Here is a 17,813-nt window from a genome sequence, read left to right as displayed (position 1 = left end):
GGTGCTGATCGTCGAGACGTTCCAATTATTACTGGCTGGCTTTGCTTCAGCCCTCACCCCGGAGCATTTGCTCATGGCAGCACTCGGTGCTCTTATTGGCACCTTTGTAGGCGTATTGCCCGGTCTCGGGCCCACCTCTGCCATCGCGATTTTGCTTCCGGTGACAGCCGTGCTAGAGCCGACACAAGGTATGATCATGCTGGCAGGAATTTATTATGGAGCGATGTACGGCGGCTCGACGACGGCGATTCTGCTGAATATCCCAGGGGAGTTATCCTCGGTTCCTACGTGCTTGGACGGCTATCCCCTCGCGAAAAAAGGGAGGGGCGGACCAGCGTTGGGAATATCGGCACTGTCGTCGTTTGGTGCAGGGGTTCTTGGGGTGATCGGACTCGTTTTTTTCGCTCCGATTCTGGCAGATCAAGCGTTAAAATTCGGGCCGCCTGAATATTTTGCGCTGATGATTTTGGCTCTCACGCTAATGGTCAGTCTATCAGGAGGATCTTTGGTCAAATCGTTTTTGATGGGGGCATTCGGCTATACGCTCGCCCTTGTTGGGCTGGGACCTTCCTCAGGCATGCCGCGCTTTGATTACGGCGTCCCTGCATTGGTCGGCGGTTTTGACATGATTAGCATCATTATCGGATTGTTTGCGATTACAGAAGTTCTTAAAGGGATTGATGAAAAGCGCTCAGCTACCCTGATTGGCAAGCCAGGAAGTGTCTACCCGAAAAAAGAAGACGTGAGAGTGAGTGCGGGGCCCATGCTGAGGGGCGGGCTTGTCGGCTTTTTTCTCGGATTGCTGCCGGGCTGTTCGGCTGCGATCACGTCGTTTTTGGCGTACGATATGGAGAAAAAAATCTCCAAGCATCCAGAGAAGTTCGGTCAGGGAACGATCGAAGGGGTGGCGGCACCAGAAGCAGCGAATAATGCGACAAGCAGTGCGGGCTTCATCCCGCTGTTTTCGCTCGGGATTCCTTCCTCACCGCCACTCGCGATTTTGTTGGCGGGCTTGATGATCTACGGATTGACGCCAGGACCTGTTTTGTTTGAACAAAATGCGAGCTTTGTCTGGACGGTCATCGCTTCGATGTTCGTGGGGAATGCGATGCTTCTCGTGCTGAACCTCCCGATGGTATGGGTGTGGGTCAAATTGACGAGGGTTCCATATGGCATCATGGCTCCGATTATCTTGATGTTTTGCACGATTGGGGCGTACAGTGTGCGGAACAGCATGTTTGATGTGTGGGTCGCCTTTCTGTTTGGCGGACTCGGGTATGTCTTTTCCAAATATAAATGGCCAGTGGTTCCGCTGGTTTTGTGCTTCATTCTGGGACCTCTTCTGGAAGAATCGTTTATTCAAACGATGGCGATGGGCTCGGGTGATCTCAGCATTGTTTTGTTCCGTCCTTTATCGTTGACCATCTTGTTGGCAGCAGGAGCACTCTTGATTATTTCTATGATGTTGAACCGCCGGACACAGCAACGGTTGAAAGAAGAGCGGGACCGGGGAGTAGATGTGGCGTGAGCGAGTTAGAAACGGGAGGAAGAGTCATTGAGAGGATATAAACAATGGACGGCTGTCATGATGTCGTTCCTTTTGGCTGTAGCCGTTAGTGGATGTGGAAATCAAGGGACAGTCGAGGCGGCCTATCCATCGAAGCAGGTGGAGTATATCGTGCCGTATTCTGCCGGGGGCGGAGTCGATCTCGTGGCCAGAGCGGCAGCAGATTATTTGAGCAAGGAATGGGGGCAGCCCATCGTCGTCGTCAACAAGGCGGGTGGTGGTGGGGCGGTAGGTGCGGAGTATGCCTTAAAGCAAGCTAAAAACGATGGGTACACAGCGCTTGCTGTCAATGTATCCAATACGACGATGCTTACAGCTGGGATGAAAACGCCGCCGATTACAAACGAGGATCAAGTCTATACGGCCAGGATTGGCAAAGGAACGCTTGCTTTTGCAGTAAAAGCCGACGCGCCTTGGAAAGATTTCGCTGAATTTTCCGCGTGGGTGCGTACGAATCCGGAGCAGTTAACGTGGACCTCTGTAGGACCAGCAGGTTTTTCCGCTTTTGGGGTGGCAGAGTGGCTGGATGTGATTGGAGCTGACTTCTCCAAGACGCGAATGATCGTGACGAAAGGCGCCTCCGATTCTGTCCCGAAAGTCGCTGGAGGGCACGCGATTTTAGCAGTGCATACAGTGGGGGAGATCATGCCGATGCTGCAAGCGGGCAAGGTCAAAATCCTCGCCGTATCCGGTGACACGCGAAGTCCGTTCCTGCCTGACGTCCCTACTGCGGGGGAGCAAGGGATCCAAGGCTTGTCGGTTTTCTGGTGGACGGGAGTGTCCTTTGCCAAAGGAACGCCAGAGTCAGTTATCCGCAAATGGGAAGAAGCGATTGCCAAGATGGAAAAGGACCCAGCCTTTTTGCAAAAGCTGAGTGAAATCCAGGTGGAGCCGACATACGCGGCCAGTGAAGCATTTACGAAGGAAACACAGGCAGAAACGACGTACTACTTGGAATTGGCGAGCAAAAAGGGGATTCGAAAATAAGCGATGAAAGAAAAAAGGGAGAATAGCATGTAGCTGTTCTCCCTTTTCCATCTATCTATTTAGGTATCCGTTTTTCATACCTGAATTTATAAAAACCATTCGCTATGTTCGGTGCAGTCTCGCCGACCTTTTTGTAACCGCATTTCTCGTAAAAGTGTTGGTTGCGTGCCGCTTCATAGCCGGTATCGAGCGTCCACTTCTTGATGTGTGGATAAGCAGCCTCCATGAACTGCATGGTTTGGCTTCCGATACGCAAGTTTTGCTTATCAGGATCGACATAGATGATCCCCAGCTCCAAATGCTCATGATCGACTGGAAGGAGACAAAAACCGCCAATGATCTGGTCATCCAGCAAGATCGTATAGTAATGGGCCTTTTGCATGAACAAAACATGCTGGTCAGGCTTGTCATGTCCGGCAGGGCCTTCTCCATACTTTTGGACGTCTTCTGCAAAGCAGCGAACAGCAATTTGGGTGAGTTGCTCCGCGTTCGCGGGGACAGCCTTTTTGAAAAAAACCATAGGACTCATGAGATCATCTCCAGTTCGTCTGACTACTTCGAAATCGGTGTATGAATAATTAGCAAAATTCTCCTATATAGCAGACGGATGAACCCACAAAATGGTTACCCACTGATTTTTCTCATGAAGCTCTCCAACGGTCCCCGCTCGAACCAAAGTCTCCATAAGAGCGAGAGCACAATGGAAAAGAGGAAGAATCCTACGGCGTAGAGCATCGCAAAAGCGAGCGTTTGATTTTCGAATCTGCCAATCCATGCGAGGAAGCCAAGCCCGACAACGATATGGCTGACGTAGTGTGTCAGTGTCAGCTGTCCGGTTTTTACCAATGTTTGCGTAAACCAGCTGTTTGCGAATTTTTCCGCAAAGCTGACGCACAGAAGGATGATGATGACAGCGGAGCTTGAGCTGGACAGCACATAAAACAGGTTGGGTGGAACTGGTTTCGTTCCCCATAAAAATAGGGCGAAGTCGCTGCCGACGACCGGAACAGAGAGCTTGATCAACCAATACGATAAAACTTCCAAGCTGACGAATAGGGCAGCTGCCCATCCCAACATTTTTTTGCGTACAGATGGATCGAGCAGGTTTAGTCGCCCCAGCCACAAGCCAAGAAGGAAAAAGCACATCCAGGGAAATACCGGGTGATAGCCGTTGTATAGCAAGTTGCGCAGGAATCCTTCGACCGTCCAAAAATCAAGATACTCGATAAATGGTTGCTTTGGGTCCCACCCTTGCATATAGTTGAGCGACAATTGGAGTGTTTGAGCTGTGAGCAGGATGCCGCTGAATGCGAGAAGAAGCGTTTTCCCCGATATGACGAGGAGGAAGGAGGCAATGAGCATGTAGACACCGTAGTAATGTAGGATGTCGCCGCTCCATCCACCGAGATAGAGCAAGATCCCGGTCGTGAATAAAAACAAGGAGCGCTTCCAAAGGATGTGGCGGCTAGCCTGCAAGAGGGCCGGGTCACCTGAGGTCCTCGCTTTTTTTGTCATATAGGCAATACCGATTCCTGCTAAAACAACGAAAACGGTAGATGCTCTGCCCTGAAACAAACTGGAAAAAGCAATGAGCCAATCAGGTCCATTATGTTCTGCGTTCAAGATGACGACGTAGTTGACGATCATCATGCCCAGCATGGCCCACGCCCTCGCAAAATCGAGACCAATGACTCTGGTAGAAGATACTTTCATCCGGGTTCTTTCCTCTCTATTTTTATTTTACTTACCGGTAAGTAAAATATACTGGGTGGAATTGTAAATATCAAGCCCTAAAATGTTGGACATGAAAAACAAAACTGTCCTTTGCCGGGACACCGATGTCTCATACCTGTTTGGATTTGAGAAGGTGCAGACCGACTGTCGCTTGTCAAAATAACGTGCGACAAGGGGGATTCGGTTGGTATCCAACTTGCAATGCTTCTTTCTGAATGCGGATGCCATTGCTGAGGAAGGGAGAGAATGGCTTGGATATGCGGGAAGTGGTTGCCATTGTAACGGGTGGTGCTTCCGGTTTGGGAGAAGCCACTGTGAGGAATGTAGTTCAACACGGGGGAAGAGTAGCCATTCTTGATTTGGCGGTAGAAAAGGGGCAAGCGTTGGCGAATGAGCTGGGGCGAGAAAATGCTTTGTTCGTGCATACGGATGTCTTGAGTGAGGCGAGTGTACGAGACGCTATCGATCAGGCTGCTGGCACATTCGGTACGATTCACGCCGTGGTCAACTGTGCGGGGATCAGTTTGACACAAAAAACGCTGTCGCGAAGCGGTCCACATCTACTAGAGTCCTTTAGCAAAGTCATTTCTGTCAATCTGATCGGTACTTTTAATGTCCTTCGGTTGGCGGTGGAGCAAATGGCAGGAAACGAGCCGAACCAACAGGGGGAGCGGGGTGTCATCATCAATACCGCATCGGTGGCGGCTTTTGAAGGGCAGGTGGGGCAGGTTGCCTATAGCGCCTCCAAAGGCGGAATTGTAAGCATGACCCTGCCGCTAGCAAGAGACCTGGCTTCGTATGGCATACGTGTCATGACAATTGCTCCCGGTCTATTTGACACGCCGATGTTTGATCAGCTCCCGCGCTCTGTAAAAGATGCGTTGGGTGCGACTGTTCCGTTCCCCCCTCGCATGGGTGATCCGCAAGAATATGCGATGCTCGTGAACAGTATCGTCACGAATCCGATGTTGAATGGAGAAACGATCCGGTTGGATGGGGCAATCAGGATGGCACCGAAATAGAGAAGACGTGTTGACAGAAAAATAGTTAGGTGCCATACTATATTCATGACAAACCATTCAAATGGAAGAAAACAAGAAGACGCGATCCCTTCGCTTGTTCAATCGCAACGCCAGATTGATCGGTATGGACTCGATGTTGATGCGCAAGCTGTACTCGTTGCCGCCAGGCTGATGGAGGCAGGAGCAAAACTTGGGCATGCGGCCGAAATACATTTTGCTAGATTCGGCTTATCCACGGGACGATATCGGTTATTGGCAGACCTTGAAGATAACGGAGGGGAAGTGCTGCCGTCACAATTGGCAGAGCATCTGGGAGTAACACGCGCTACTGTTACCGGTCTGATCGACATCCTGGAGCGCGATGGTCTTGTTTCCCGACGAGCGAGTGCAAAAGATGGCAGGCAAAAATCGGTCATTTTAACGGAGCTCGGGGCAAGCAAGCTGCGTGAAATGGCGCCAGAGCACTTTGCGAGATTGGAAGCGATGGTCGGATTGCTCAATACAGAGGAGCGAAGTGTATTCCTCGACCTGCTTGGCCGCGTGACACAAGGCATCTCGGCACTGACAGATGAATAAGTAAACAGCAGGCAGTGGTAAAACGGGCTAGGAAGCTAGCCCATTTTTACTCCTATATAATTAGGTTCCTAATTATTTTTCGGACAGGGGAAAGGAGGTGAATAACATGCATGACCCTGAAAAATCGGGAGTTGCTTATCCGATCAAGGTGGCACGTTCCAAGCGAAAATCGTTTGTTCTATGGCGAGAAGCATTCATGGCTTATTTGTCTCCTGCGATCATGGCGAGCATAGGAGGCTGGATCACCGCTGATAAAGGTCTGCAATTAGGGGCATTGACCACGATTGGCGGAACATCCGCATTGATTGCCTTACTCCTTGGGCAATGGTTACAGAGCTGTGGTATACATAAACGCTGGGTCACCGGCACACCTCGTTTGGCGCTGGTAGCGGTTATGGGGATGACACTGGCTGTAATCGGTCTACTGGCAGCATGGCTAACAACGGAGCTACTCGTCATCTTTGCTCCCGGTGAATCGTTGGCTTGGCTAAGTCGTGTCTGGATCGACTTCCCGCTATCAGCGATAATCGCCAGCACATTAATCACATGGGGGTGGCGTAGTTCCATCAACCATGATCATCAAAAATGAATCGGTTACGGAGGAGATAGAAAATGATCGTAGTTATGGGAGCAACAGGAACCATAGGCAGTGCACTTTTGAAAAGATTGATAGAGCTTGGTGTCCCAACTCGGGCATTGAGCAGAACGCCGGAAAAACTGCAGATGCGAATTGGAGAGGAGGCAGCATCTATGGTGGAAGTTGCAGCAGCGGAAGCTTCTGACCCTGAATCGTTGCGCCGGGCATTTGCAGGTGCGAATCAGCTCTTCCTTTCTCTATCAAACAGTCCCAGTCAGGTCGAGTTGGAAACCTCGATAATTCGCATAGCTGCTGAGGCTGGAATCCAACACATCGTGAAAATATCCAGTCCAGCCTACGACGAAAAGGCGCCAGTCGCCGTAGCGGGATGGCACCAGGAAATCGAGCGCGCATTATCTGAATCCGGGATGAAAAGCACCGTGCTGCGACCGTACGCCTTTATGCAAAATCTGCTCCGCTTCGCACCGACGATCCAAACGCAACATGTTTTCTTCGGCACGATGGGCGAAACAGCATGCAACTTTATCGATTGCCGGGATATCGCCGATGTTGCCGCAGAGGCATTGACCGATCCTGAAAAGGCAGGTCATGTATACACACTGACTGGTTCTCGGGTTTTCAGCTATCCGCAAATTGCGAGCAAGCTGTCCGAGTTGCTCGACCGCCCGATTACGTACATCAACAAGGATAGCGAAGCACTCCGACGTGATCTGATGGAGTATGGAAAGATGCCAGAGTGGCTCGCTAGTCACGTCGTCGAAATTCAAGCCATGTCTGTGGCGATCCCGGAAAAGCCGACAGACGATGTCGAGCGTGTTCTCGGCAGAGCACCTCGCAAGCTGGACGCTTTTTTGCATGAGCAGATCGAATCGTTCCGTTAATCAGTGGGACTATTATCATTTCCTTTCCCGTTAGTGGCTCGATCAAAGGAGCTTTTCTTTTCTCTATTTTCTTTGGGAACAGGGCTAGCAGTTGATTGACGTACGCAGCCGACATCGCCGTTCCCTCGTCCAGAAAGCTACGGACGTAGCAATTGTTTCCACTAATCATGAGCGCTTCGTGGAGGAAAGCCAGCGCTTCCTTTTTTGCGATACTTGTTATCGGTAAATATCGAAATTTTAAAAAAGAAGGAATCTGTTGTTCCAAGAAGCAGGCCCTAAACCGCCATCTTTTGCACAGTCGTCACTTTTAGGCGAGAAATTTCCAAGGAAGCCAGACATGCTTCAACAGTCTTCACATCCCACACCTTCTAGAATGAAAGCAAAAAACGAAGGATGGGCATGTGGGCATGAAGATCGGTCGATGGAAGCACGCCGTAATCGTGGTAGCTGCATTGATGCTCTGTGTTGCGATGGGGACCGAATCAGTCGCAGTGCAGGCGAGCAGCGAAGGGGATTTGCAAGAGGAGGATTCCATTCAGGTAGCGTTTGTCGGAGATATGATTTTGGATAAGAGCGTCGGGAATCAGATCGGGCGGTACGGCGTAGATTATCCGTTTCAAAAAACAGCGGATTTTCTCAAGCAGGCCGATTTGACGATTGGTAATCTGGAGACACCAGTCAGCACGCGGGGACGTCCAGAGAAAAAGGAATATACCTACCGTGCGAAGCCAGAGTCGTTGAAGGGGCTCGTGAACGCGGGCATCGACGTGGTCAATCTGGCGAATAATCATTCGTTGGATTACGGAATGGATGCGCTCTACGATACGATGGAGCATTTGAAAAAGGCGAAGATCGGTTATGTAGGGGCAGGAAAAAACGAAGGGGAAGCATTCGCTCCCTATATCCAAACGATCAAGGGGAAACGCGTAGCAGTCATCGGGATCAGCCGTGTCCTTCCAAACGAGCGTTGGTATGCGAGAAAAAACAAGCCGGGTCTCGCACATGCCTACTCTTATGAGCCGATGTTGTCTCATGTAAAAAAGGCAGTGGCGGAGTCAGACATTACGATTGCGGTCATGCACTGGAATCGGGAATATAAGGATTACCCAGAATCATATGCGCGTGAGATGGCGAAAAAGCTGATCGACAGCGGTGTGGATGCCATTGTCGGGTCGCACAGCCATTCGATCATGGGCGTTGAGTTTTATAAACAGGTGCCAATCTACTACAGCGTAGGAAATTTTGTGTTCACCACCTCGCGCAATCCTAAAGGTCGCGAAGCCATGATGGTCCAACTGACGTTTACAAAAGACGGGAGCAAGAGCCGCGTGATCCCGGTGAAGCTCACGAGCGGTCAGCCTGCTCCGATGGACGAGAAAAACAAACAGAGGATCATCGCCAAGCTCAACCGCATTTCCTATGGGGCGAGCAAAGACGCAAAAGGCGAGGTTAGCGAGTCTAAGCCTCAATAACTGGTCTGCGCATCATTTCTCTTCGTGTGAAACCGTACTGCTCGTATAAACCATGGGCATCCCGAGTACCGAGTATCATGCTCGTATGCCGAATGGCTGGATGTTCCACCATCACTTCCATTAGCCATTTGCTCAATCCCTTGCCTCGATGCTCTGGATCGACGAAGACATCACATACCCACGAAATCGTCGCGTAATCGCTCACAATTCGGACGAACCCTGCCTGTCCATTCTCACTATACAAGCCGAAACAGAGTGAATTTTCGATACTTTTCATGATCATTTCCTTGGAGCGTTCAGAAGCCCAGTACGTTGTCGACAGCCAGTCGCTGATGCGTTCCTTATCGAGTAATTGCTTCTCATCACTGATTGTGTAAGGCAGTGTCGCGTGTCTTGCTTCCATCTGTATCCCTCCGTATTTGTATTTACTCCTTTGCTTATAATTCACTATACTCAAGGGAAAAGGGCGCATAAAGGAGAGAAAAGTGAATCTGTACCCACACAGATGACGGGGGAGTAAACGGGATGAAGAATAAATACGAAGTAGTGAGAGACAGCATAAAAGAGCAGCTTCGCACCCATACAATCAAGCCAGGGGAGAAGCTGCCATCGATTCGTACTGCATCCGAGCGATGGTCGTGCAGTTTGAATACGGCGATACGGGCGTATCAAGAGCTGGAGAAGGAGCACTTGATTTATTCCATTCCTAAAAGCGGTTATTATGCAGTCCTGCGCCCTCTTCAAAGAATGCGTTTGCCAGAGGAGCGAATTGACTTTACGGCAGCCAGCCCAGATCCAGAAGTCATGCCATTCAAAGATTTCCAGCATTGTCTAAACCGCGCGATTGAATTGTACGAGGACCAGTTGTTCTCCTATTCAGACCCCCAGGGCTTTTTCTCCTTGCGCCGGGCATTGGAGAGTCATCTCGCGGAGTCACAAGTATTTGCATCTCCTTCCCAAATTTGCGTGGTTTCGGGAGCTCAGCAAGCGCTGCATCTGCTCGCCTCTATGCCGTTTCCGAATGGGAAGAGTGCCGTGCTGGTCGAACAGCCTACCTTTCACGGCATGCTGCGTTCACTCGAGCTGCTGGGCGTTACGGTTCTGGGCATCCAGCGGACCACAGCAGGCATCGATATGGATGAGCTGGAGCGGCATTTCCGCAACAACCAAATCAAGTTTTTCTACACGGTTCCCCGGTTTCACAATCCGTTGGGGACGAGTTATACAACAGAGCAAAAGAAACAAATCGTCAAGCTGGCTCAGCGCTACGATGTATACATCGTCGAGGATGACTATCTGGCGGACATGGAAACTAGTTTGAAGGCAGACCCAATCTACAGCTACGATCAATCAGGGCGTGTCCTGTACGTCAAAAGCTTTTCCAAGATCATGCTGCCCGGACTTCGCTTGGCGACAGTCGTCCTCCCCCCTTCCGTGATGGAAACGTTCCGGTTGTTTAAAGCATCGTGTGATTCCAGCACGGCTGTCTTGTCTCAGGCGGCTTTGGAGCTATATTTGAATAGCGGGATGTACGACCACCATGCTGCCCTTGTCCGGGAACGTTATCGCCTGCGGATGGAGACATTGGCCGACTGCTGCCAGCGTTATCTTCCTCCGCAGCTTCACGCACAAATCGGAACAGGCGGGATTTTTTCGAGAGTACTGCTTCCAGCAGAACTGGACGCCCAAGATATCATCGCGGCGTTGCACCAGAAAAACGTGCGGGTCACGTCCACGAACCAGAGCTATCTGCCTACCTTTCCTCGTGAAAACGGGTTGCGAATTAGTATTATTCAAACCGATGCTGATAAGATAGAGAGAGGGATCGCCCTGTTAGCAGAAACGGCGACTGCGCTGTTGCAAAAGCAAAGAAAAGAAGGGCAGTGGCGGATGATTGACTGGACGTAAGGAAATGAATAGGAAAACGCTGATCTTCACGAAAAGGAGTGGTTGTTCGTGCAAGCCATCACAATGTTTTTCATGTTCCATGGACAAGCAGAAGAAGCCATGAAGTTTTATACTTCGATTTTTGATCGCTCAGAAATCAAGCAGGTGATGCATCATGAGAATGGACAAGTCCTGCACGCTACCTTTACATTAAAAGGCCAAACCTTCATGTGTATCGACAATACGAACGGTGACCATCATGCCTTTACTCCAGCGATTTCGTTGTTTGTGGACTGCGATTCGGAGGAAGAAATTGATCGTGTTTTTGAACAGCTTTCCTCGGATGGACAAGTACTCATGCCACTTGGACCATTACCGCCGTTCAGCGAAAAGTTCGGATGGGTTCAAGATCGTTTCGGAGTATCGTGGCAGATTAATTTACCGAAAAGATGATAGTTGAAAAGCCGGTACACCTCTTGGTACCGGCTTTTTTAGTTTTTATGAAGTAGCTGTAGTGGGGGGAAGAAGCGAATTTCCAGTCTACGCTTCGGCCTACGCCCCACAAGGTGTATCACTGTCCGCATCGGAATAAATGGCGGGAGCGCTTTAAACGTAGAAGTTTCGAGGAGGTAGCTCATAAGTAAAGCTGAAATTCCCCGCCATTTTTTCCGATGCTGGGATGGGCTCCAGAGGCGCTTGGACTGGAAATTCGCTTCTTCCTACGTAGCTTTTCGCTCATTCATTGAAAGTGGTTCTAAGATGTTTTATTCCAATTCAGAAGCGTCCTTGTGTTAACTTGCAAAACGTTTTAAACATACGAAGGATTCCACAGCTGTACGGAAGTCCTGTCACATGTTTGGAAGGAGACCGCCCGAACGTAGTGAGGATATAGGCGACTGGAAAACATGTGGCAGGACTTCTCCCGACCACAACAGCAGTCGGACATCCATCTACATCGTCATCAACTGACGAAAACTACGCCGATAGCTCCACAGCAAATACACTTCCAAAATCGCGACGATCAGTCCCATAGCGAGCATATCGGGATCGACAAACAAGTGGAACGTCAAGATATTAACTACAAGAGGAGCGGTGGCGGTAAGGGCCAGTGGGACGAAGCGGTTCGTCAGGAATAGCAATCCACAGATGATTTCGACGGTTTTGACCAAAACCAGCAAGTACCCTTGCAAAAGCTCCATGGCAGCAGGGCTGGTTGGGAAGATAGGCTCGAATCCAAACAACACAATGTAACCATTCACACCTGCTCCAAGCAAAATCAAACCAAGGATGATACGAGCGAATACAGGCAAAGTCCGTGCCATAAGGCATCACTTCCTTGTGGTGGAATATGGATGATGAAGTCTTCGAGGAAAGTATAACTCCACTTTGACCACCTGGTCAATATGCGTTATGATAGGGAAAAGAAGAACGGGGGAGAAGGTGACGGACATAAAAGGAATCTGGCAGGCCGAAACACTGGAGCCGAATAAGCGAAAGCTGTTGGAAGCGGCCCTTATTGAATTTTCCGCCAAAGGATATGAACGAGGCTCTACCAATCAAATCGTCCAGAACGCAGGTGTATCAAAAGGGATGCTGTTCCATTTTTTCGGGAATAAAAAGGGACTGTTTCTGGCGATTGTTGATGCTTGTATCGAACGATTTTTTGCCTATATACAAGCGCGAATGGAAGCGGCGCCGCAAGACTTTTTTGCGCGATTTCTTCATGGCAATCAAGCGAAAATGGCGCTCTTTGCCGAGGAACCAGCGATTTATCAAATGGCAGTGGCGACTTTTTTCGACTATCCCGAGGAATGCCGGGCTGAGATCGAAGACAGAGAAACACAGTTCAATGCGCGATATATTCCCTTGTTTCTGGATCAAGTCGATACGTCATTGATCAAAGCACAGTTCGATCCGGAAAAGGCACTGCATTTTTTGCTGTCGGCTGTAGAGGCATTGACGCAAAAGTACGTCCGCGAAAACTACGAAGCGAGCGATAAAGGCTTCGCACATGTCCAATTATTTTTTGAGGAATTAGAAACGTACATGGAAATGATGAAGGTAGGGCTGTACAAGCAGTCAGACAGTGGGGCATGAAGGGGGAAAAATAATGGATGAAAAATGGTCACTCCTGGCACATAACATGAACCCGCAAGCCAAGCTCCTTCGTGCATGGGAGCTAAAAGGCGGGATCTCTGCACAGGTCACTGCGCTAGAAATGGAGAGCCCTGATGGTACGAAGAAAAAAGTAGTCGTCCGCGAGCATGGTCAGGCTGACCTCAAGCGAAATCCGCAGATCGCATCAGATGAATTCAAACTTTTGCAAATACTGAAGACAGCTGGCTTGCCGACTCCAACGCCCTATCATCTCGAAGCATCCAGCGATATTTTTCCCACGCCGTGCCTTGTCATCGAATTCATAGAAGGACAGACAGTCGCTACACCAGCCGATTTGTCTAGCTTCCTGCAACAAGTAGCCGAGGTGCTGACTCGTATCCATTCGGTGGACCCTTCTATGCTGGCGGACACATTTTTGCCGAAACAGGAGGAAGCAATAACCGAAAAGCTTCATAAAACATCAATGAATCTAGACCAATCATTGGATGAGGGGCTCATTCGCGAAGTGCTGGAGTCCGTTTGGCCGCTGCCACAGGCGAATGCGCCATCCCTTTTGCATGGCGATTTCTGGCCGGGAAATACGATGTGGAAGGACGAGAAGCTGGCAGCTGTCATCGACTGGGAGGATGCTGGGATCGGAGACCCGCTAGCTGATTTCGGGAATGCTAGATTGGAAATTCTTTGGGGATTTGGTGTACAAGCCATGAACGATTTTACACTTCACTATCAGGCTGCCGTGACGAAACTCGATTACACCGATCTTCCGTACTGGGATTTATGTGCGGCACTGCGACCGGCATCGAATCTATCTGCTTGGGGATTGGATGAAGATACAGAGAGAATCATGCGTGAGCGACATTCCTTGTTCGTCAGGCAAGCGTGTGAAAAACTGAACATTCCGTATGCAAGGCATGCTGAATAAAAAGACCTCGATTAATCGAGGTTTTTTGTTTTGGAAAAAACTGTTGACCGATCCGGTATCGATACCTATAATCTAATTCATAGTAAACAGGTATGATTTATTAGTTTTGTTATTTGATCCGACCGGACCACCGGAGGACCTGATGCTTCACTGACTTACGTGGATATGAAGGAGGATCACGATGAAAAAAAGGCTTTCGCAAATCATTTCAACTTTGCTGTTAGGGACTCTGCTGGTCACCGGATGCAGCTCTGAAGGCAGTGCGCCGACTACCTCGACACAAACGGCGACTCCGTCGACAGAAGCACCAGCACCAGCTGCCAGCAAGGTTCAAGACATAAAAGACGGCATCAATTTGGCTACGGATTTATCCAAGCTGCCGGAAGCAGCCACCAAAAGGACCGATACATTTATTGCGGGACTGACGGAGCCAGGCGGCGTGTTTAACCCGTTTTTTTACCACAACGGCTATGATGGCAACGTCTCCTCTGCGATCTTCGAATCACTGGTGGATGTCGATGCGACAGGAAAACCAGTACCCAAGCTCGCGGAAAAATGGGACGTATCTCCTGACCAGCTCACGTATACGTTCCACCTGAGACCGAATCTGAAATTCAGCGATGGTTCACCGCTGACGGCAGAGGATGTAGCCTTTACACTGACGATTCTGCACGACAAAACGTACGACGGCGAAACGGACATTTTCGTAGCAAGTATCAAAGGCGGCCGTGAATACAAGGAAGGCAAAGCGAACACGATCGAAGGAATCAAGGTAATTGATCCACAGACGCTCCAGATCACCACGGAGAAAGTGAACGCCAAGTCTCTCGTCCTGTTAGGCGGGCAGGTGCTCTCCAAAGCGTACTACGGTAAGGAGTACAAACCAGGCAATCTGGAGTATCTCCGCACCTTGCACGGCAAGCCATTGGGAGCCGGACCTTACAAATTCGAGGCGTACATTCCTGGTCAAGAAGTCCGCTATCTCGCAAACGAGCACTATTACGCAGGCAAGCCGCAAGTCGAGCACTTTATCTACAAGACGACCGAGGGCGACGCTCTACAGTTTATCCAGACAGGGGAAATGGATTACAACTCCTTTACCGTCAACTCGGATAACATTGAGCAGCTGCAAGAGCTGGGATATGTGAATATCAATTTGTACACATCCAGCGCCTATTCGTACATCAAGTTCAATCATTCCAAGCCATTTTTCAAAGACAAGCGCGTCCGCCAAGCCTTCATTTACGGACTGGATCGCCAAAAGATTCTGGACCTGACCTACCAAGGATACGCGCAAGTTGCCAATGTACCGATTAGCCCTGTTTCGTGGGCGTACACGGAGGATGTCAATCCGTACGCGTACAATCCAGAAAAGGCGAAGCAGCTCTTGGATGAAGCGGGCTGGAAGCCGGGCGCTGACGGCATCCGCGAAAAAGACGGGCAGAAGCTGGTCGTGCATTACTATACGACCAAAGGAAAGCTAGGAGAGGTCCTGATCCCCATTGCTAAAGAAAACTACAAAGAGCTGGGCATCCAGTTTGAAGCGGAAATGATGGACTACAACGCCGTATTGGCACGGACGGAAAAAGGCGATCACGACCTCGCTTCGTTCTCGACCACGATGCTGATCGATCCAGATGACGGTGTAGACGCCTTCTCGACGAAAAAGGGAAAGAGTGGATTTACCGGAACGAATGGCTACTCCAATGCCAAAGTAGACGAATTGCTGGAAGCAGGTCTTTCTACGCTGGACATCGAGAAACGTAAAGCGATCTACAAAGACCTGTATAAAGAGCTGAGCGATGACCCGCCGTACATCTTCCTCGGCTACCGCAAAATTTTGTCTGCGCACAACGGCAAGATCAAGGGCTTGGAGCCGAATCCGTTCACGGGCATTTCGACCAGCCTGCCTGGTATCAAAATGGAGTAACAAGTTGGAGTAATTGACTCACGAATGTTGTGCCCGGCCCTGGGGCTGGGCTTTCTTTTTTTCCAAAGCATGAAAGGAGGCCAACGATGACGTTCTACTTCCTGAAAAGGGTTTTTTACATGGCGTTGACGCTCTTCGGCGCATCCATTTTGATTTTTTTCCTGTATGCCCTAACGCCTGGTGACTTCGTCGATACGAGTCCCAAGCTAACAGCCGAACGAAAGCTGGAGCTAAAAGCGATGTACGGGCTGGATAAGCCTGTCGTCGAACGGTATTTCATCTGGATGAAAAACGCCTTTCAAGGCGATTTTGGTTATTCCCTGCAATACCAGCAGCCGGTGATGTCACTGTTGAACGATTACATCTGGAATTCGTTTTTGCTGGCGATTACCTCCACCTTTTTTACGTGGCTGATCGCGATCTCAATCGGAGTTCTGTCTGCTGCAAGGCAGCATTCCTGGTTCGATGCGCTCGTGACGATCGGTGTTTTTGCTGCGATGTCGTTACCTGTCTTCTTCGTCGGTCTGCTGTTTATCAAGTTGTTTGCCGTCGATGCCAAGCTGTTTCCCGCAGGGGGCATGATGACGATCGGCAGCAAGGAAACAGGGCTCGCTTATGCGTGGGACGTGGTTCAGCATATGATTTTGCCTGTGACGGTTCTGACTTTGCTGAGTGTGGGGACGCTGACGCGCTATTTCCGCACGAACATGCTGGAGGTCATTCAACAAGACTTCGTTCGCACGGCCCGGGCAAAAGGGCTGAAGGAAAAAGTCGTCCTGCACAAGCACGCGCTGCGCAATGCACTTTTGCCTGCGATTACACTGCTGGGCTTTGAGCTGCCAGCATTGTTCGGTGGGGCGATCATCACGGAAAAAATCTTTAACTGGCCCGGTGTCGGACAGTTGTACATGCAGGCATTTTCTGTACGGGACTACCCGCTATTGATGGGCTTTACGATGTTCCTGGCGATTCTCACTGTCATCGGGAATCTATCTGCTGATTTGCTGTATAGAGTGGCTGACCCGCGGGTTCGGTTGAAATAGGAGGGAAAACGATGGCATCAACGGTAAGTGAAGTAGCGGAGGTGACGAGACCAGAGCAGGTAGCGTTGCGTTCTTCCTTGTGGCACGAGGCGTTTTTGCGACTGAAAAAGAAGCGTCTGGCCATGTTTGGACTTGTGTTTTTACTCGTCATGGCAGTTGTATGCTTTATCGGTCCGTTTTTTTCTCCGTACGCATCCGGCAAGATTAATACCGCCATGATCAACAAGCCGCCAAGCCTCTCCCATTGGCTTGGGACAGACAGTTTGGGCAGAGACATTTTGACGCGATTGATGCAGGCTGGTCGAATCTCGCTGACAGTCGGCATCGCTTCCATGGTGCTCTCCGTTTCCATTGGCGCCCTTCTCGGTGCACTGGCCGGCTTTTACCGCGGGTGGGTCGATCAAGTGATCATGCGTGTGGCAGACGTACTCATGACCATTCCTGGTCTACCGCTCTTGTTTATTATGGGCGCAGTCCTCTCCGAGTGGAAAATCCCGACCGATTACCGCATTTACATTGTCATGATCATGCTGAGCCTGATCGGCTGGCCCGGCTTGGCGCGAATGGTCCGCAGCCAGATGCTCACCCTGCGCGAAAGTGAATTCATGCAAGCAGCAGAAGTACTCGGTCTGCGCGACAGACGCAAGCTATACTTCCATTTGCTACCCAATCTGACACCACTCTTGATTGTAGTTGCCACCTTAAACGTCGGTGGTGCCATCCTGAGTGAATCTGTATTATCGTATTTCGGACTCGGTGTCGTTCCTCCCACGCCTACATGGGGCAACATGATGGATGCGGCGAACACCCTGATCGATTTTCAGAAAAGACCGTGGCTATGGGTTCCGCCAGGTATTGCTATTTTTGCTACCGTCATCTCGATCAATCTGCTGGGGGATGGACTGCGAGATGCTTTGGACCCGAAGCAGAAGCGATGATGAGTGTTTATAAGTTTTTTACCTTCTTGAACTTCCTTTCAAGAGAATACTGAAGCAGCGCAGGGAGAAGTGATTTCCAGTCCAAGCGCCTCTGGAGCCCCTCCCAGCATCGAAAAAAATGGCGGGGAATTTCAGCTT

18 protein-coding genes are annotated in these 17,813 nt (G+C 50.1%); 14 read left to right on the top strand and 4 right to left on the bottom strand.

The annotated features are described in order from the left end of the window. The first annotated feature begins 1 nt into the window (after window position 1). Both C7R93_RS00100 and C7R93_RS00095 read left to right on the top strand, forming a co-directional pair. The gene (locus C7R93_RS00100) at window positions 2–1,528 is read left to right on the top strand and encodes a tripartite tricarboxylate transporter permease (RefSeq protein WP_106836910.1); all 1,527 of its coding nucleotides are present in this window, start codon (window positions 2–4) and stop codon (window positions 1,526–1,528) included. A gap of 57 nt (window positions 1,529–1,585) precedes the next feature. After that, on the top strand, window positions 1,586–2,554 hold the full coding sequence (locus C7R93_RS00095; protein WP_106837086.1) for a tripartite tricarboxylate transporter substrate binding protein: 969 nt from the start codon (window positions 1,586–1,588) through the stop codon (window positions 2,552–2,554). A 55-nt stretch (window positions 2,555–2,609) separates the two neighbouring features. Here the strand turns inward: C7R93_RS00095 and C7R93_RS00090 are convergent, their stop codons facing one another. Together C7R93_RS00090 and C7R93_RS00085 are read right to left on the bottom strand one after the other, a co-directional pair. Then, entirely contained in the window at window positions 2,610–3,083 is a 474-nt protein-coding gene (locus C7R93_RS00090) for a GNAT family N-acetyltransferase (protein ID WP_106836909.1), read from the bottom strand. Window positions 3,084–3,178: 95 nt separating this feature from the next. Then, entirely contained in the window at window positions 3,179–4,267 is a 1,089-nt protein-coding gene (locus tag C7R93_RS00085) for a DUF418 domain-containing protein (RefSeq protein WP_106836908.1), read from the bottom strand. A 272-nt stretch (window positions 4,268–4,539) separates the two neighbouring features. Between C7R93_RS00085 and C7R93_RS00080 the strand changes: the two genes are divergently transcribed. The 5 genes from C7R93_RS00080 to C7R93_RS00055 all read left to right on the top strand — a co-directional run bounded on the left by C7R93_RS00080 (window position 4,540) and on the right by C7R93_RS00055 (window position 8,837). Then, on the top strand, window positions 4,540–5,310 hold the full coding sequence (locus C7R93_RS00080) for a 3-hydroxyacyl-CoA dehydrogenase (RefSeq protein ID WP_106836907.1): 771 nt from the start codon (window positions 4,540–4,542) through the stop codon (window positions 5,308–5,310). A gap of 45 nt (window positions 5,311–5,355) precedes the next feature. Next, window positions 5,356–5,886, top strand: coding sequence for a MarR family winged helix-turn-helix transcriptional regulator (locus C7R93_RS00075; RefSeq protein WP_106836906.1), 531 nt, complete (start codon window positions 5,356–5,358; stop codon window positions 5,884–5,886). Between the two features lie 106 nt (window positions 5,887–5,992). Next, window positions 5,993–6,475: a hypothetical protein gene (locus tag C7R93_RS00070; protein WP_106836905.1), complete on the top strand. Its 483-nt coding sequence runs from the start codon at window positions 5,993–5,995 to the stop codon at window positions 6,473–6,475. A gap of 23 nt (window positions 6,476–6,498) precedes the next feature. Further along, on the top strand, window positions 6,499–7,365 hold the full coding sequence (locus C7R93_RS00065) for an SDR family oxidoreductase (RefSeq protein ID WP_106836904.1): 867 nt from the start codon (window positions 6,499–6,501) through the stop codon (window positions 7,363–7,365). A gap of 407 nt (window positions 7,366–7,772) precedes the next feature. Beyond that, window positions 7,773–8,837, top strand: a complete 1,065-nt coding sequence (locus tag C7R93_RS00055) for a CapA family protein (RefSeq protein WP_106836903.1) — start codon at window positions 7,773–7,775, stop codon at window positions 8,835–8,837. Here the strand turns inward: C7R93_RS00055 and C7R93_RS00050 are convergent. Continuing rightward, window positions 8,824–9,240, bottom strand: a complete 417-nt coding sequence (locus C7R93_RS00050) for a GNAT family N-acetyltransferase (RefSeq protein ID WP_106836902.1) — start codon at window positions 9,238–9,240, stop codon at window positions 8,824–8,826. The two genes, C7R93_RS00055 and C7R93_RS00050, sit on opposite strands and share 14 nt — an antisense overlap. Window positions 9,241–9,362: 122 nt before the next feature. Between C7R93_RS00050 and C7R93_RS00045 the strand changes: the two genes are divergently transcribed. Further along, complete coding sequence (locus C7R93_RS00045) at window positions 9,363–10,745, top strand: aminotransferase-like domain-containing protein (protein ID WP_106836901.1); 1,383 nt, start codon at window positions 9,363–9,365, stop codon at window positions 10,743–10,745. Between the two features lie 42 nt (window positions 10,746–10,787). Then, window positions 10,788–11,177 carry a VOC family protein gene (locus tag C7R93_RS00040; RefSeq protein WP_106836900.1) on the top strand — a complete coding sequence of 130 codons (390 nt, stop codon included), beginning with the start codon at window positions 10,788–10,790 and terminating at the stop codon, window positions 11,175–11,177. Between the two features lie 497 nt (window positions 11,178–11,674). On the opposite strand, the gene C7R93_RS00030 is transcribed toward C7R93_RS00040, so the two are convergent. Beyond that, complete coding sequence (locus tag C7R93_RS00030) at window positions 11,675–12,046, bottom strand: hypothetical protein (protein ID WP_106836899.1); 372 nt, start codon at window positions 12,044–12,046, stop codon at window positions 11,675–11,677. 118 nt (window positions 12,047–12,164) lie between these two features. Between C7R93_RS00030 and C7R93_RS00025 the strand changes: the two genes are divergently transcribed. The 5 genes from C7R93_RS00025 to opp4C all read left to right on the top strand — a co-directional run bounded on the left by C7R93_RS00025 (window position 12,165) and on the right by opp4C (window position 17,675). Continuing rightward, window positions 12,165–12,821 carry a TetR/AcrR family transcriptional regulator gene (locus tag C7R93_RS00025; RefSeq protein WP_106836898.1) on the top strand — a complete coding sequence of 219 codons (657 nt, stop codon included), beginning with the start codon at window positions 12,165–12,167 and terminating at the stop codon, window positions 12,819–12,821. Window positions 12,822–12,834: 13 nt separating this feature from the next. Further along, a complete protein-coding gene (locus tag C7R93_RS00020; protein ID WP_106836897.1) occupies window positions 12,835–13,764 on the top strand; it encodes a phosphotransferase family protein in 930 nt (309 codons plus the stop codon). Window positions 13,765–13,945: 181 nt separating this feature from the next. Then, window positions 13,946–15,694: an ABC transporter substrate-binding protein gene (locus C7R93_RS00015; RefSeq protein WP_106836896.1), complete on the top strand. Its 1,749-nt coding sequence runs from the start codon at window positions 13,946–13,948 to the stop codon at window positions 15,692–15,694. 86 nt (window positions 15,695–15,780) lie between these two features. Next, on the top strand, window positions 15,781–16,737 hold the full coding sequence (locus C7R93_RS00010; RefSeq protein WP_106836895.1) for an ABC transporter permease: 957 nt from the start codon (window positions 15,781–15,783) through the stop codon (window positions 16,735–16,737). Between the two features lie 11 nt (window positions 16,738–16,748). Further along, window positions 16,749–17,675, top strand: coding sequence for an oligopeptide ABC transporter permease (gene opp4C, locus C7R93_RS00005; protein ID WP_106836894.1), 927 nt, complete (start codon window positions 16,749–16,751; stop codon window positions 17,673–17,675). Window positions 17,676–17,813: the final 138 nt, after the last annotated feature.

The sequence above is a fragment of the Brevibacillus fortis genome (assembly GCF_003013395.1).
Classification (GTDB): Bacteria; Bacillota; Bacilli; order Brevibacillales; family Brevibacillaceae; genus Brevibacillus; species Brevibacillus fortis.
This window is presented reverse-complemented; position numbering and strand designations above follow the sequence as displayed.

Bases quoted from the DNA above. Each gene is read 5' to 3' on its own strand.
- C7R93_RS00030 (WP_106836899.1), bottom strand. From the start codon at position 12,046: ATGGCACGGACTTTGCCTGTATTCGCTCGTATCATCCTTGGTTTGATT.
- C7R93_RS00075 (WP_106836906.1), top strand. From the start codon at position 5,356: ATGACAAACCATTCAAATGGAAGAAAACAAGAAGACGCGATCCCTTCG.
- C7R93_RS00090 (WP_106836909.1), bottom strand. From the start codon at position 3,083: ATGAGTCCTATGGTTTTTTTCAAAAAGGCTGTCCCCGCGAACGCGGAG.
- C7R93_RS00055 (WP_106836903.1), top strand. From the start codon at position 7,773: ATGAAGATCGGTCGATGGAAGCACGCCGTAATCGTGGTAGCTGCATTG.
- C7R93_RS00050 (WP_106836902.1), bottom strand. From the start codon at position 9,240: ATGGAAGCAAGACACGCGACACTGCCTTACACAATCAGTGATGAGAAG.
- C7R93_RS00015 (WP_106836896.1), top strand. From the start codon at position 13,946: ATGAAAAAAAGGCTTTCGCAAATCATTTCAACTTTGCTGTTAGGGACT.
- C7R93_RS00095 (WP_106837086.1), top strand. From the start codon at position 1,586: ATGATGTCGTTCCTTTTGGCTGTAGCCGTTAGTGGATGTGGAAATCAA.
- C7R93_RS00010 (WP_106836895.1), top strand. From the start codon at position 15,781: ATGACGTTCTACTTCCTGAAAAGGGTTTTTTACATGGCGTTGACGCTC.
- C7R93_RS00045 (WP_106836901.1), top strand. From the start codon at position 9,363: ATGAAGAATAAATACGAAGTAGTGAGAGACAGCATAAAAGAGCAGCTT.
- C7R93_RS00085 (WP_106836908.1), bottom strand. From the start codon at position 4,267: ATGAAAGTATCTTCTACCAGAGTCATTGGTCTCGATTTTGCGAGGGCG.
- C7R93_RS00065 (WP_106836904.1), top strand. From the start codon at position 6,499: ATGATCGTAGTTATGGGAGCAACAGGAACCATAGGCAGTGCACTTTTG.
- opp4C (WP_106836894.1), top strand. From the start codon at position 16,749: ATGGCATCAACGGTAAGTGAAGTAGCGGAGGTGACGAGACCAGAGCAG.
- C7R93_RS00070 (WP_106836905.1), top strand. From the start codon at position 5,993: ATGCATGACCCTGAAAAATCGGGAGTTGCTTATCCGATCAAGGTGGCA.
- C7R93_RS00020 (WP_106836897.1), top strand. From the start codon at position 12,835: ATGGATGAAAAATGGTCACTCCTGGCACATAACATGAACCCGCAAGCC.